Here is a 14,444-nt window from a genome sequence, read left to right as displayed (position 1 = left end):
TTTTCTCGAAAATTCGCTTATTCCATAAAATTACAACAATAATACCCTATGGATATCTTTCGATTATCCATTCGAATATCATCTATTTTACGTTTTATACTCGGAATTTTATTCCGATATTAAGCTTCAAACACACAATTCATCTGTTTTTACAGCACCAGAGAACTGTAGCTGCGTCGTCCTTCAACCCAGTTCCTGCCAGCGGTGGCAACGCGCGAAATGCTCGCCGGAAACGCCTTCCAGAACGGGTTCTACCTCTCCGCATATTGCGGTCGCGTATTTGCAGCGCGTGTGGAATTTGCATCCGTCGGGAGGATTGAGAGGGCTCGGCAGATCACCGTCCAGGAGCATTTCCGGTGCATACAACCCCGTCTCGTCCAGCATCGACGATGCAATGAGGGCCTTGGTGTAGGGATGCTTCGGCGTCCGGAAAAGCTCTTCACGGTCGGCGATTTCAACGACGCGCCCGAGATACATTACCGCGATGCGATCGCACAGATAACGCACCACACGCAGGTCATGGGAAATCATCAGAACCGTCAGACCGTGGCGACGCTTCATGTCCATCAGGAGGTTCAGTATCTGCGTGCGCATGGAGGCGTCGAGTGCCGATGTCGGCTCATCGCAAACGAGGAAACTCGGATTGAGAAGAAGTGCGCGCCCTATGACGACGCGCTGCAATTGCCCGCCGGAACACTGGCTGGGATAACGATCGTAAAATGAGGCATCAAGACCGACCTCCTCCAGCATCCAGAAAACCCGCGTCGCGCGTTCCTCGCGAGAGCCGATGCCGTGCTGGGCAAGCGGTGCTTCCATGCTTTGCCCGATGCGCATACGGGGATCGAGTGCCGAATAGGGATCCTGAAACACCAGTTGCACGACCCGACGCATCCGCCGAAGCTCTTCGCCCTGGATTTGCAGTATATTATGATTACCGATGCTGACCTCGCCTTTCGTCGCGTTCGTCAGCCGCGTTATCAATCCGGCGACGGTGCTTTTGCCGCAGCCGGATTCGCCGACGAGGCCCAGAACCTCGCCTTCGCCGATCGTCAGCGACACGTCGTCAACGGATTTCACCACCCGGTGACCAAGGCCCGATATGGGGTAATATTTGCAAAGATTTTTGGCAATCACATAGGGTCGGCTGTCGCTGCCGGCCGATGGCGTGGCCTGTTTCATCGTTGGCGATAACATCGTCACCTCCTTCAGCACATTGCGTGGCCAGCATGATCATGATTGACCTGCTCGTCACCCACTGCCCAGCACCGGGCCTTGCGTCCTTCCGGCAGGGCATTCAGATTCGGTTCGGCTGCCATGCAGCGGCTGCCCATGCCGGGGGATTTGGCGAGCGCGCAGCGCGGGTGAAACCGGCAGCCGCAGGACATGTCGTGGGCCTGCGAACTGGAGCCGGGGATTGTCAGCAACTGCCCCTCGCCGTCAGTGGTCAGAAGCGAGCAGCTGATGAGCGCCTTGGTATAGGGGTGCTGCGGCGCCTTGAGGATCGCCTGGGTGGGCCCTTCCTCCACGATGCGGCCGGCATACATGACCGCGATCCGGTCCGCGAATGCGGCGACAACCGAAAGATCATGGGTGATGAGCAGCGTGGCCAGCCGGCGCTTGCGGCGCTCGTCATCGAGCAGGCGCAATATCTGTGCCTGAACGGTGACATCGAGCGCTGTCGTCGGCTCGTCGGCGATCAGCAGTTGCGGATTGCCCGAGAGTGCCGCGGCGATCATGACACGTTGCGCCATGCCGCCGGAAAGTTCGTGCGCGAAGCATTGCGCCCGTGCAGACGGATCGGGAATACCGACATCGGACAGAAGGCCGACGACCCGATTGAGAGCGGCGTGCCGGCTCATCTTGCGATGGACCCATAGCGGTTCGGCAACCTGCGTCCTCACCCGGCTGGTGGGATCCAGCATGGCCTGTGGCTGCTGAAACAGCATACCGATATCTGCGCCGCGCAACGCGTCGAGTTCGGCGGATGACAGGGCGAGAATATCACGCCCGGCAAAGGAAATTCGGCCGGAGTCGATTTCCGCACCCTGTGGCAGGAGCCGCATCAGCGATAGCGCCGTCATGCTCTTGCCGGATCCGGACTCGCCGACGAGAGCGACAACTTCCCCGGCATTGACGGAAAGCGTCAGCCCGGAGATGACGAATTTCCGGCCATGTTGCGCCGGCACCGAAACGTGCAGGTCCTCAATTTCCAGAAGCGGTGCGCATTCGGAAGACATGGCCGTGCTGGCATGCGTGTGTCCTTCGATATTCATAAGAGTTCCCCTTATTTTTATTGAATCGGAGGCATTTACGGATTTTCATGCGGCTTCAGACGATATTACTCTCCTTCATTGTTCGTGGCGTCATCTATGTTTGACGGCAGTCAAATCGACCATTGCCCCTTCGCGGGCGTCAATGACCGCTCGTTTTCTTGGTTTCAAGGTTGAGGCCATGGCCGATCCAGGTCACGCTGAGCGCCGCCAGGAAAATCGCCAGACCCGGTGCGATAACCAGAACGGGGATGCGTTCGGCGTAGGCCTGCGCATCGGACAACATCAGCGCCCAGTCGGCGGCCGGCGGTTGTACGCCGAGCCCCAGAAATGACAGTCCGCCCACCGTGATCAGCTTGTGGCCGAACCGCAGGAACGCGACAGCGGCAATGGGCCAGATCGTGTTGGGAATAATATGCCGGAAGATGATGAAGCTCCGCGTACATCCAAGCACCTCTGCCGCGCGGATATATTCACGGGAATTGATCGAAAGCGTCAGTCCCCGTGCCAGCCGTGCGAAAGGCGTCCAGCCAACGATGGTCAGCGAGGCGATCAGCGTGCCGTATCCGGGCCCGAAGATGGCGACGAGGAAAATCGCGATCACGACATCTGGTATGGCTATGAGCAGGTCCACGATGCGCATCAAAATCTGATCGACTATGCCGCGGCTGCGGCCACTGACGATGCCGATCAAGGCTCCTATCACGACCGAGAGAATGACGGTGATCGCGGCGATGGTGACCGTGAAACGGCCGCCTATGAGCAGACGGCTGAGCACATCACGCCCCAGATGGTCCGTTCCGAGCCAATGGGCGGCGCTCGGCGCGTTCAGCCGCAGCCGAAGGTTCTGCTGCGCCGGATTATAAGGCGAAATCCACGGCGCAATGATGAGCAGCAGGATGATGGCGAGAAAGATCGCCGATCCCGCATAGAAGGTCCAGTGCCGCCGGCGAATGAAATCCATGAACCGGTTGAGTGTGGAGGGACGTCTGGGCGCGGTCATCGTCATGGCGGCAGCCTGTGGAAAGTGACTAATGGTCATGGCGACCTCGCATTGCTGGATTGATCAGGACATAGAAGCTGTCGGCCAGGGTATTGATCAGGATGGAAAGCGCGACGATGCAGATGAAGCCGCCCTGCAGCATCGGGATGTCGCGGTTGACCACCGCATCGTAGAGAAGCCGACCCATGCCGGGGATGGCGAAGATCACCTCCACCACCACCGATCCGCCCAGCAGGCCCGCAAGCCACAGGGCAAAAAACGTGACTACCGGAAGCGAGCCGTTGCGGATGCCGTGCCGCATGACCGTGCCATGCATGCCCAGCCCGCGGCTGCGCGCCGCCGTGATATAAGGGGCGCGTAAAACTTCGGCCATCGCCGCGCGCGTCACCTGCGTGAAATAGGCGAGCGGTCGCAGGGTCAGCGTCAGCGCAGGAAGGACCAGCGAACGCCAGCTGTCCCATCCCGCGGAGGGCAGCCAGCCAAGATAGAGGGCAAAGACGAGCGCAGACATGGGCGCGAACCAGTATTCGGGCGTGGCGACGAAGGTCTGGATCATCAGCGTCGCGAAATTGTCCAGCCTTCCGCCGGGACGCATTGCGGCAAGCGTGCCGAGCGGCAGGGCAACGGCCACCGCTATTGCCAGCGCCGTCAGCGCCAGTGTCACCGACACGCCGAGGGAACGTAAAAGCTCACCGGCGACGGGTTGGCTGCTGGTGAAGGAGAAGCCAAGGTCACCGCGTAACGCGTTCGACAGCCAGGCGAAATATTGCACATAGAGCGGACGGTCGAGCCCGAGGCTGGTTCTCAGCGCTTCAACGGCGTGTGGATCAAGCGCCGTATCGCGCATGCGCGAAAACAGGATGGTACGGGCCGGATCGCCACCGGCCATATAGGGCAAAAGAAACGCGATGACGGAAACGATCGCCAACATCAGGCAAAGGATAAGGAAGCGCTGTAATATCTGTATCCACATGGCTGGTCTCCTTCACCGCATTGGCATTTTTACCGCAATCGACGACGTCCACGATTGGAACGGCCGCTCATTTCGCAAGGCGCTGTAGTTCCGCTACCGGGCCGGACGTGCCCTTCAACATGCCCGAACGTTTCGGCACCACCGCCGCCGGGACGAAATCGGGATCTTCCGATTGCGCCAGATCCTGAATGATCGGACACTCCGGCTCGCCATTATCCGGGCAATAGGTCGCCAGATGGCGGAGCGTATCGGCCATGTCGCGAAGCGTTTGCATCTTGGCTTCGAGATCGACGACGTGTTCCATGACGATGCGTTTGACGTCGCAGGAGGCGCCGCCGGGATCACGCCACAAGGTCATGAGCTGCCTTATCTTTTCGATTGAAAAACCGAGGTCGCGGCCGCGCCTTATAAAGCGCAGTGTTTCCAGATCATTGGCCGTATAGACCCGGTAGCCGGAATCGGTGCGGCTCGCCGATTTGATCAGGCCGATCGTCTCGTAATGTCTGATCATCTTTGCAGAAACGCCGGATGCGGTGGCGGCTGTGCCGATGTTCATGGATCCTGCTCCTATCTTTCCGGGGTGGACAACAGATCTGCATCACTGTCGGAGAGCGCGTCAGCGCCATTCAGCCAGCCGATCACCACGTCGCTTAATGGTATGGCTCGGCATGCAAGCGTCAGGCCATCTGCTTTCTCTTCCTCAGTCAGCGAAAAAGGCGTGTGCTTGAGAAGGTGGACCTCACCGGAGATCAGCCTCGATTTGCAGGCCCCACAGCGGCCCATGCGACAGCCGTGCGGGTAAGCGATGCCCGATGCCAGGGCGGCCTGAAGGACAGTCTCGCCCTCCGCCACCGCGATGCTGCGATCAATCTGCGGCAAGTGGATGGACCGGGGGAGCGCCATTGTGTCCCCTCCTATTCCGCTGCTGCGAGCTGCAAGCCCGCGGGTCTGTCCGTGAGCGGCGCACGGAAGCTTTTCAGGCGCAGCGCGTTCGTCAGGACGAAGACGCTGGAAAGTGCCATTGCGCCGGCAGCAAGGACGGGTGACAGCAACACGCCGTTGACAGGATACAATATTCCGGCCGCCACGGGAACGAGCGCGGCATTGTAAGCGAAGGCCCAGAACAGGTTCTGGCCGATATTGCGGATCGTGGCCTTGGACAGGGCGATGGCATTGGCCACACCGCGCAGATCGCCCGACATCAGCACCACATCGGCGCTCTCAATCGCGACATCCGTGCCCGTTCCGATGGCGAGGCCGACATCGGCTGCCGCAAGCGCCGGTGCATCGTTGATGCCATCGCCTACGAAGGCGACCCGGCGCCCACCGGCGGCAAGCCTTTTGACGGCTTCGACCTTGCCGTCCGGCAGCACTTCCGCCACCACCTCGTCAATGCCGAGGCGATGGGCGATGGCCTCTGCGGTGCGGCGATTGTCACCCGTGATCATCGTGACCTTGAGGCCGAGCGCATGCAGCGCCGCGATCGCCTCCGGGGTCGTCTGCTTCACCGGATCGGCCACTGCGATAATCGCGGCCAGCCTGCCGTCGACTGCAGCATAAAGCGGCGACTGCCCTTCCCTGCCCAGCCGGTCTGCTTCATGCGCAAACATCGCGGTATCGTAACCGAGCTTCGCCATGAACCGGTCCGCGCCCGCTTCAACCCTGCGCCCTTCAACCACCGCCGCCACGCCAAAACCCGGCGTTGCCTCGAAACCTTCCGCATCGGCAATCGCCAGGCCGCCATGTTTCGCGGCTTCGACGATCGCCTCCGCAATCGGGTGTTCGGATCGGCTTTCGAGGGATGCCACAAGGCGCAGCACCTCATCGGCACCGAAGCCCTCGGTCGTTGTAAAATGCACCAGTTTCGGCCTGCCGAGCGTCAACGTGCCGGTCTTGTCGACGGCGATCACCTCGGCATCGCGGAGCGTCTGCAACGCATCACCGCGCCGGAACAGCACGCCCATCTCGGCGGCGCGGCCAGTGCCGACCATGATCGAGGTAGGCGTGGCAAGGCCCATAGCGCAGGGACAGGCGATGATGAGAACCGCAACCGCATTGACGAGAGCGAAGGTCAGAGCCGGATCCGGCCCGAAGACGAACCACACGAGGAAGGTGACGGCTGCGGCCAGCATCACCGCCGGCACGAACCAGTTGGTGACCTTGTCGACCAGCGCCTGAATGGGCAGCTTGTCGGCCTGTGCTTCCTCGACCATGCGGATGATCTGGGCGATCAGCGTATCGGCACCCACCTTGGTGGCGCGGAAGGTGAAAGAGCCGTTGCGGTTCACCGTACCGCCCACGACCTCGGAACCCGCCGTTTTCGTAACCGGCACTGGTTCGCCGGTTATCATCGATTCGTCGACATAGGACGAGCCACTGAGGATCACGCCATCGACTGGCACTTTCTCGCCAGGACGGACAATGATCACATCACCGGCGCGCACATCCTGCAACGGCACGTCCATGGTTTCGCCGTCGCGTAACACCCGCGCCGACTTGGCCTGCAACCCGAGCAATCGTTTTATCGCCTCGCTGGTGCGGCCTTTGGCGCGCGCTTCAAGGAACCGGCCAAGGAGGATGAGCGTGACGATGACAGCAGCGGCCTCGTAATAGACATTCGCCGTGCCGCGCGGCAATATTTCGGGCAGGAACGTTGCGACAACCGAAAATCCCCAGGCGGCGGCGGTGCCCAACACGACAAGCGAATTCATATCCGGCGCGAGCCGCAGAAGTGCGGGTATGCCTTTTTTGAAGAAACGCAGACCCGGTCCAAAGAGTACCAGCGTCGTCAGAACGGATTGCAGATACCAGCTTTCCCGCATGCCGACCGTTTCCATCACGATGTCGTGGATCGCGGGGACAAGATGCGAGCCCATTTCCAGAACGAAGACTGGCAGGGTCAAAGCAGCGGCCACGGCCAGGTTGATTTTCAGGCTGCGCAACTCCACGGCGCGTCGGTCCTGTTCCACTTCGCCGGCCCTGTCGGCGACGATTTCCTTCGCCGTGTAACCCGCCCGTCTGATCGCCTCCCCCAAGGTGGCGGTAGAAGCGGCATTGCCGGCGACGCGGATGGTGGCGCGCTCGGTCGCCAGGTTGACGCTCGCTTCCGAAACACCGGAAACAGCCTTCAGGGCCTTTTCAACACGCCCGACACAGGAGGCGCATGTCATGCCCTCAATATCAAGCTCTATCGTTCTTTCTTCGACCCCATAGCCGGCATTCCGCACCGCCGCGATCACGGCCGGCACGTCAGGTGATCCGGAAAAAGAGATGTCAGCGCGTTCCGTCGCAAGATTGACCGAAGCCTTGAAAACCCCGGGCACCCTGGCGATCGCCTTTTCAACGCGGCCGACGCAGGAGGCGCATGTCATGCCATCGATCGCAATCTGATGGCTCGCCCGGATCTCCATTTGTGACATGCGTATGACCCCTCTTTTCTCATTTAAAAAAAAGATAGGGCTTCCCATCGTGGCAAGGTCAATAGGTTCTTTCGGGTGATTTCAACGGAAAAATGCCGCCTGCGTGATCAAGCACACTTTTAAGGCAATCCTGCGGATCTCAGCGCCAACCATGCCGAAAACCTGGAAAATTCGGCATAAAATCCTCCAGACGCCGGGAAACCGCAGGGAAGCAAAAAAGAAAATTTAATCGGGGGTATGGTGCGGACGGCGGGACTTGAACCCGCAAGACCAATGGTCGGCAGATTTTAAGTCCCCTTGGGTGCCAATACTGTCTGGTCAAGCCGTTGATAACGCTTCGGTTTCCGATATGGCCGAAGTCTATACTTGTCGTGATATGGAGGGTGTGGCCACGACATAAGCCACAAGACGCACACGAAGATTATTTCAGGTGTGCGGCCTAAGATGCTGAAATCACAGTCTTAAAGATCGCCTTGAGTTGATCTTGTGGCAACTGCGAGAGTAGCTTAGCGAGCGCCTGGGTGTCCGTCTCGATCTCGTCTACGATGACCGTTGTGGCACGGCTCCCGGCGACGGTTTCCTTCTTTTCCATGCGGCCAATGACATCATCCAACTCATCACCAAAGAGGTGCACATATCGCTGGGTGACGAGCAGTGTTGCATGGCCTGCGAGCTTCTGGATGGCCGCAGCGTTCTCACCATTGGAAGCAAGGCGCGAGCAGAACTCATGACGAAGGATATGCGGCACGAATTGCTTGTCGCTCTCCAGATTGAGCGCTTCCGACAGACGACCCCAGTAGTGGGCCACCGAGTTCTTCGAAAGGCTCGGGAACACCGCCTTGCCTGCTGTGTACTCCCGGCGACGATCAAAGACCGCCTGGGCACGAGCTGTCAAAGGCACGGTGCGGCTCTTGCCGGACTTGGTACGCTGCCCGCTTGCCCCGACACCCCAAACGGTCACACGGCCATTCTGGACATCCTCGAAATGGAGCGACAAGACTTCGCTTTGGCGCATGCCGGTGTCCAGAGAGAGGACGGTGTAATCCGCCATGTCTTGGTGCCCGATGCGATCAAAGAACGCGAGCGTCTTCTTCTCCTCGTCCGGTGTGAAGCGACGGACCCGGTGTTCACTCTCCTTGTACTTGTTGCACTTCGGCTTTCGCTCGATGATGCCCAAGTCCTCGGCTTCTGAGAGGCATTTGGAAAGCGCCGCGACCTTACGGTTCACTGTCCCCGGAGCGTTGCCAGCCGCCAGCAGCTTCGAGCGCGCGCGGTCAACGTCAGCTTTCCCCAGCTTTGCGACCGGAAGACTTGCGCCGATCTCGGCAACGATGAGGTTCGCGTTGATGAGCTGCTTTGCACCCGATGGCATAGGTGCCCAATGGGTTTCATAGACGTGCTGGACCAGCTCCCCGAGCGTGTACGGGAGGTCGCCTCTACGCTTTGCGGCCTTCTCACCCATGTCGATGGGTTCGCCCCTGATGAGCTTCGCCTTACTGTCGAGTTCCCAAAGTTCTGCCTCGCTTTCTGTTGCGAAGCTGCGGCGATGCCGAGCGCCTTTATGAGTTACGGTCCCTTCCCAAGAGGAACCACGTTTCTTCGCCATTTAGCTCTCCTTCAAGTTGACATGGGAATGCATCCGGCATACCGAGAAGCAGCCGCCCGCATGGTGAAATTGGTAAACACATCGCACTTAAAATGCGCCGCCTCTGGCTTGCCGGTTCAAGTCCGGCTGCGGGCACCAGCTACTTACTGAGGCCGCTTAGCGCGTCCACGGGTCGAGCTGGTTTCTTCCTTGGCCATTGCCTCTTCGTGCATGCGCTCGATCTCAAGGCGCGCATCCGTTTCCTTATCGACCGAATATTCTGCATCGACGTTGCGGAGCAATTTCGTGATGAATGCCTTGCCATGAGTTGTGAGGAATATCAGACGACGCCGGGGTTCCCGAGGGTCGATGACGGCTTCCACAAGGTCCAGCCCCGGTTTCCCGAGGCGATGGAATTTCGACATGGCAGAGACGTTGCGCGAGACCGATGATTGAGACAATCCGGTTCTCTTGCAGATATCGGCCATGGTGAGGCCCGGATAAAGAACGACCTGAAACAGAACGTCCGCTTGCTGCATTGGCATATCAGGGCTTAGGGTTCGGAGCATATTGATGACGCGAGACACTGTGAAAGCTGCATCGCGCTTGGTCGTTTCAGTAGTGGTCGTCATGGGCCTCTCCTGTCATATCGCCGGTGAAAATCTACCCGTTCATGGATAGACCGCCGAGGGGCTATGTTGTCCAGCCCTTTTTCTCGAACTACCGGCTTTTTTCTAAAACCAACTCCTGATTGGGCCTCAAGATGACAGCCCAATCGCTTATCAACTCGACCGCCTTCCCGTAGTTCATGGGAACAGCGAGGCCGACTAAGAACGCCAAGGTCAACGCCTTGCGCGGTCCCCAGTGGCCCGTAGTTCGGCCCCGCGTCCGCGAAACCGTGATTTGAAGGTAACCGAGAAACACCTCCCGGTCGTCCGCATCTCCAATCCATCCGAAGCCCAGCCATTCATTGCGGACTTCGATAAAACTCTCTCTGCCCCCCGGCAGTTTCACTTCCAAGCCAATCATTGCCTTGTAACGCACCTTTTCGAGATCGGGAACATTCCCGGACGTGGATATAAAGGCCGCGTATTATGTTAGCAAGAGCTTTCGTTAACCATTCACCGGAGCGTGAAAGCCGACCAGTTGGCCGGTCATGCAGTCGATGAAATAGACCAGCGTGAACCTCTTGCGGCGACGAACGCGCCACTTGCGGAAACGCCCTGATGTCGTGATGTCGTTCATGCGTCACCTCGGGCCAGCCGGTAGGCTGCATATGCGTCACCAAGGGGCGACATAGGGCACGTTGAGCGCCACCAAGCGAGAAATGGTGTTTGGGTCAATGTTGATCTCCGGGAATGGCAACCATCATCAGGCGGGGCATGCCAAGCCCCACGACCGACCCTAGGGAGCCGGTTTCGGTATCAGTTGGGTTGTCTGGAGAACCAGATGGCCGAGACGATGCAGACCACCGGCCAGATACAGGTGAGGATGAGGAGGAAGGTCTCAGCGGTCATGGACACGCTTTCCTGTGAGAACCCATCTCAAGCTTGCTCCGTAGCAAAGCATGTATGCCCTGTGCTTCCACAATGGCTCACCCCTGCACTCAACAGCTTTTCTCATGACCCTGTCGCACAGCTTACGTTGCATGGCACTGGCTAGGTTCCGCTGATGCTGGGCTTGATAGGTGTCGAACAAACCGTTCATTGCACCAGCCCCCGCGCATAATTCCGAAGCGTGGCCATGTAGCCCCGGTAGTCCCCGGAGCCGCGAGCATTGGGAAGCCACGCGACAACCTGAGTTGAGCGCCCAGCGCCGAGGAAACGACCTCGGGCACTATCGGGGCCAGCGGTGACCCATTGGCCGACCGGCAGCTTTGCCCGCTGTTCGTCCGTGAGGGTCCATATGTCGATTGTTGAGGAGTATCGGGCCATGTCAGCACATGACCGTCAGTTGCAGACCGGAGCGGCCTCGGAGGTGCTGGGCGATCTCCATAGCCGTCTCAAAGTCACATGCGTCCGTGATCGCCTCGACACCGCCGACCGGGTAGTGCCCGTATACAGTGAAGAGTTCGGCCTCGGTGCGATCATAGCCGCCCTCAAACCACGTCTCATCCTCACTCTCGGAAACATTGACGCAGCCACCGAGTTCCAGCCCATCAAACTGGGACCAGTCCGGTTCTTCCGATTTGGAACAACAATTGAAGAGTTCCGACGCGGTGAAGGTCCGGCCCTCAACCGCATGCATTGCCAGAATGTTGGCGTTCATGTCTGCTCCTTGTCGCTGCTCATCAGGCCCTAGGCGCGACCCTAGGACGACCGGAGGCCAGCCGAAGCGACACCCGGTTTCGCATATGTTTGCATTGGTGGATTATTCTTCGCGCAAAGAAGCGCCGATTTCGGTCCAGTTGACCCGCGCCATGGCGGCATTCAGGAGGTCACCGATCATTCCCGGTCGGGTGTCACCGAACCAGTTTGCGGCGATCTCCTCTACCAGCGCCTTGACGTTCTCCCCCGCGACCAGCGCATTAGGAGCGCCTACGGCAAGTGAGGTGGCCAAGTGGTAGATTTGCTCCTCGTTGGTGAGCCAAGCGTTGACGACCCATGTTTCTTGGTTCGTCCAGCCGTTGCAGCCTTCGTCCTGCATATCTCAGCCCTCCGCAACAAAGACGTAAACGGGACCGCCATTCGCCACGCCCATAAGGCCGGTGCGGTTCCACTTGTTGACTAGGGAGAGAAAGGCAAGCTGGTTGTTCTGCCCCATGGTGCAAATCAGGTCATCGCCCGTGATCGAGCAAGCCTCTTCGTGCCGCTGCCCATCCTTGAAGGCACAGCGGGTGTATTTGTAGACATCCATGATAGTTCCTCTTGTCGCTATAGGCTGAGTTGACTATCTTGTGGGAACCGAGGAGCCGCTAAGGCCCCCCGGCCCCCTTACGCTATAGGGTTATGAATAGGGCCAAGGTGATCGAGACCTTGGCCTTTTTCGTTCTCCAGCGAAGGGTGAAGGTCCATGTTGTCATGGCTCTTTCTCCCACAAGTTGGCCCTGTATCGTCGGGTCGTTCCGGCTAGATCAGCGGGGCCACCCGCCTTACCTGTTCCGCTAGCTCATCAGGCCCTAGGCGCGACCCTAGGACGACCAGAGGAAATCCTCCGGTTTCGCTTAGTTATGCGATAGTGGTTAGATCAGGCCATGATTGCGCGTTGGTCCCTGTTCATGTGAAAGGGTTCTTTCAACCAGCCGTGACCAAGCGGCCATGATGGTGTCGAGAAGCAATGGTTCCTATCTGCCTCTGGACCTTCACCGGGAAACACCGTGTTCTCGTACCATTCCCTATCGCTGCCATGCTGCGGGGCATAGTGTAGGTACTCTTTACGGGCCGTATGATAGTGAGAGGCCTTAGCCCACTGCGGGACATGCTCCATTGTGAAGCGATTAGGATATTGACGCTTTGCTTCTGCGAATGTGATTTTGCGCATGCCCTGCTCCTATGTGATTGTTTCGGCCTGCTTCGGCCTCATCAGCGGGACAGCATCAGCCCCGTACAATGTCCCCGTTATTCCGTGCGCACGGTGGACTAGCGCTATTCAGTTTTCCAGAGAACCCGGAGGGATAACCCGCCGCCCCGAACCGCTGTTCGTTGCCAAAACATATATCCACTACTGCATAGTTGATCAACATCGAAAATGAAAAAAACAGACAGTCTCCCGCGTAATATAGACTATCTATCTGAAATTAAATGATAATAATTTATGCGAATGCAGCATGTGGCGTGTGCATTGGTGGATATGTGGCAGCATGAGGAGTGCATGAGGTGGCGCTATGGCAGCGTTAGGATGGCATGAGGAGAGCATGAGGACGCGCCAAGGGTGGCATGAGGTGGCGTTAGGTGGACTGATGAGGAAAACAGGTAGACGCCCCGACAAAGGGAGACACACAGAAAGAAAGCGGTGGACGGCCTAAGCCCTGCCCTTTGCACCCCATGTGCACCCATCAGGACACCTCATGCGATGCTTAGTCTCCTTGGAGTGCCACAAATGCAGGGCTTCCGCGTGTCATGTGGCGATATCCGTGGCAATGCAGGGGTCACCATGCGCCGCCCGAGGTAGAATGAGGGGGCCGAGGGGGGACCACGCGCAAGCATTTCTATCGATTGCCGCCTCGGATTTTTTCGGTAAAAGAGCCGGGAACCCTAGGAGAACCCAATGCGCCTCAAGCTTTCCCTGATGCTCACCCTTGCCGCCCTGGCTGGTTGCCAGAGTTCCACCGAGCCGTCCAAGGCGAACGTCTATGGCTCCCCAGTTGGTCAACGGGTGGTCGGTAACAAGGAGAGCGTGATGGTCTCCAATGTCTGGAATGAGTTGGATGCATTCCCAATCGCGGAGAAGCACTGCAAGCAGTATGGGAAGTCTGCCAAGTTCAGGAGCAGCCAGGGTTACCGAGCTGCCTTTGACTGTATCTGATGGTCACCCTTGACTTCTCTTGCGAGGGCGTCAGCCCGAGAAAGAGAAGGGCCGGAAAACTGCGCGATCACATGAGGACGCTGCGGACGATACCGGCGACCATGGACACCACCATAAGCGGGACAATCCAGAACCAGAGGTTTCCAGGACCAAGGCTCTTCCATCCTTTGAAGAGCATCTTAACAAACGAGATTGGATCATTATCGTAAGGGGGATGATCGGAAGAACGATGATCAGGGGATACCATGGGTTAGTCTCTACCGTGGATGATGGAAACCATCCCTACGATCTCATCTGACGAGATACAAGCATGAGCCTGATCATGGTCTACCTATATATGAACCGGAGGGGATAGGTTTCCTCCTCCTATGGTGAGGGGTAATCAAATCTCGTCCAGTAGCCGCAGTGGTCGCCAAGTTATCGCCTTGGTTATCACCGTTGCAGTGTCTTCCCCATCAGTGCGTACCCACACCGTACAGCTCGCATCAAAGGGTTCTGATGGGGTTTGAGAGTTAGAGGTAGCGACTTTAAACGTGTCACTCAGGACGTTTGGCGGCGCGCTAGGATGGCTACCAGGAATCCTCCGTGGAAGGTCGAAAACGAACGCTCGGTTTCCGTGGACGATTGCATCCATGTGTAGTGGCCCCATAAATATCTGGACGCGATCTCCCACTTGTTAAGTGTGAGGAGTAATGTGCCCATTATGACTAGTCACATCCCTAAGATAGAA

General features: G+C 58.3%; 13 protein-coding genes, 1 tRNA gene, 2 other RNA genes and 1 pseudogene. 2 read left to right on the top strand and 15 right to left on the bottom strand.

The genetic code is table 11. From position 1 onward, the window contains the following. Positions 1 to 183: 183 nt before the first annotated feature. The 8 genes and pseudogenes from FHW77_RS11690 to FHW77_RS11655 form a co-directional block, all read right to left on the bottom strand. Positions 184 to 1,194 (bottom strand): ABC transporter ATP-binding protein, encoded by a 1,011-nt coding sequence (locus tag FHW77_RS11690; RefSeq protein WP_182590498.1) that lies wholly within the window; start codon positions 1,192 to 1,194, stop codon positions 184 to 186. Positions 1,195 to 1,205: 11 nt separating this feature from the next. Further along, positions 1,206 to 2,273 carry an ABC transporter ATP-binding protein gene (locus FHW77_RS11685; RefSeq protein ID WP_044458768.1) on the bottom strand — a complete coding sequence of 356 codons (1,068 nt, stop codon included), beginning with the start codon at positions 2,271 to 2,273 and terminating at the stop codon, positions 1,206 to 1,208. Positions 2,274 to 2,412: 139 nt separating this feature from the next. Then, positions 2,413 to 3,312 carry an ABC transporter permease gene (locus FHW77_RS11680; RefSeq protein ID WP_004441206.1) on the bottom strand — a complete coding sequence of 300 codons (900 nt, stop codon included), beginning with the start codon at positions 3,310 to 3,312 and terminating at the stop codon, positions 2,413 to 2,415. Then, the gene (locus FHW77_RS11675) at positions 3,302 to 4,246 is read right to left on the bottom strand and encodes an ABC transporter permease (RefSeq protein ID WP_004441204.1); all 945 of its coding nucleotides are present in this window, start codon (positions 4,244 to 4,246) and stop codon (positions 3,302 to 3,304) included. The genes FHW77_RS11680 and FHW77_RS11675 overlap by 11 nt, the downstream gene beginning before the upstream one ends. 67 nt (positions 4,247 to 4,313) lie before the next feature. Continuing rightward, positions 4,314 to 4,802, bottom strand: a complete 489-nt coding sequence (gene cueR / locus FHW77_RS11670; RefSeq protein WP_006697945.1) for a Cu(I)-responsive transcriptional regulator — start codon at positions 4,800 to 4,802, stop codon at positions 4,314 to 4,316. 47 nt (positions 4,803 to 4,849) lie between these two features. Further along, positions 4,850 to 5,149 (bottom strand): annotated as a pseudogene (locus FHW77_RS11665) (2Fe-2S iron-sulfur cluster-binding protein); the annotation flags it as partial. An 11-nt stretch (positions 5,150 to 5,160) separates the two neighbouring features. Beyond that, a complete protein-coding gene (locus FHW77_RS11660) occupies positions 5,161 to 7,665 on the bottom strand; it encodes a heavy metal translocating P-type ATPase (RefSeq protein ID WP_004441199.1) in 2,505 nt (834 codons plus the stop codon). A gap of 439 nt (positions 7,666 to 8,104) precedes the next feature. Further along, positions 8,105 to 9,271 (bottom strand): tyrosine-type recombinase/integrase, encoded by a 1,167-nt coding sequence (locus FHW77_RS11655; RefSeq protein WP_182590497.1) that lies wholly within the window; start codon positions 9,269 to 9,271, stop codon positions 8,105 to 8,107. A 54-nt stretch (positions 9,272 to 9,325) separates the two neighbouring features. Between FHW77_RS11655 and FHW77_RS11650 the strand changes: the two genes are divergently transcribed. Further along, positions 9,326 to 9,409 (top strand) — tRNA-Leu (locus tag FHW77_RS11650). Positions 9,410 to 9,414: 5 nt separating this feature from the next. Here FHW77_RS11650 and FHW77_RS11645 read toward each other — a convergent pair. The 7 genes from FHW77_RS11645 to FHW77_RS11620 all read right to left on the bottom strand — a co-directional run bounded on the left by FHW77_RS11645 (position 9,415) and on the right by FHW77_RS11620 (position 12,415). Beyond that, complete coding sequence (locus FHW77_RS11645; protein WP_010971460.1) at positions 9,415 to 9,882, bottom strand: MarR family winged helix-turn-helix transcriptional regulator; 468 nt, start codon at positions 9,880 to 9,882, stop codon at positions 9,415 to 9,417. A gap of 481 nt (positions 9,883 to 10,363) precedes the next feature. Continuing rightward, a complete protein-coding gene (locus tag FHW77_RS26705) occupies positions 10,364 to 10,495 on the bottom strand; it encodes a hypothetical protein (protein ID WP_286086107.1) in 132 nt (43 codons plus the stop codon). A gap of 690 nt (positions 10,496 to 11,185) precedes the next feature. Further along, a complete protein-coding gene (locus FHW77_RS11640) occupies positions 11,186 to 11,518 on the bottom strand; it encodes a hypothetical protein (protein WP_149741516.1) in 333 nt (110 codons plus the stop codon). A gap of 9 nt (positions 11,519 to 11,527) precedes the next feature. Further along, positions 11,528 to 11,603, bottom strand: an RNA gene (locus tag FHW77_RS11635) — hammerhead ribozyme type II. Positions 11,604 to 11,620: 17 nt separating this feature from the next. Then, positions 11,621 to 11,896 carry a DUF7249 family protein gene (locus FHW77_RS11630; RefSeq protein ID WP_182590496.1) on the bottom strand — a complete coding sequence of 92 codons (276 nt, stop codon included), beginning with the start codon at positions 11,894 to 11,896 and terminating at the stop codon, positions 11,621 to 11,623. Between the two features lie 3 nt (positions 11,897 to 11,899). Continuing rightward, positions 11,900 to 12,106: a hypothetical protein gene (locus tag FHW77_RS11625; protein ID WP_182590495.1), complete on the bottom strand. Its 207-nt coding sequence runs from the start codon at positions 12,104 to 12,106 to the stop codon at positions 11,900 to 11,902. Positions 12,107 to 12,347: 241 nt separating this feature from the next. Then, positions 12,348 to 12,415: hammerhead ribozyme type II (locus FHW77_RS11620), an RNA gene on the bottom strand. A gap of 1,041 nt (positions 12,416 to 13,456) precedes the next feature. Here FHW77_RS11620 and FHW77_RS11615 point away from each other — a divergent pair. After that, positions 13,457 to 13,714 (top strand): hypothetical protein, encoded by a 258-nt coding sequence (locus tag FHW77_RS11615; RefSeq protein WP_182590494.1) that lies wholly within the window; start codon positions 13,457 to 13,459, stop codon positions 13,712 to 13,714. Positions 13,715 to 14,444 lie beyond the last annotated feature (730 nt).

This window comes from Agrobacterium sp. RC10-4-1 (assembly GCF_014138475.1).
GTDB classification, from domain to species: Bacteria; Pseudomonadota; Alphaproteobacteria; order Rhizobiales; family Rhizobiaceae; genus Agrobacterium; species Agrobacterium pusense.
Note: the sequence above shows the minus strand (reverse complement) of the source record. Positions and strands in the feature narration are given on the sequence as shown.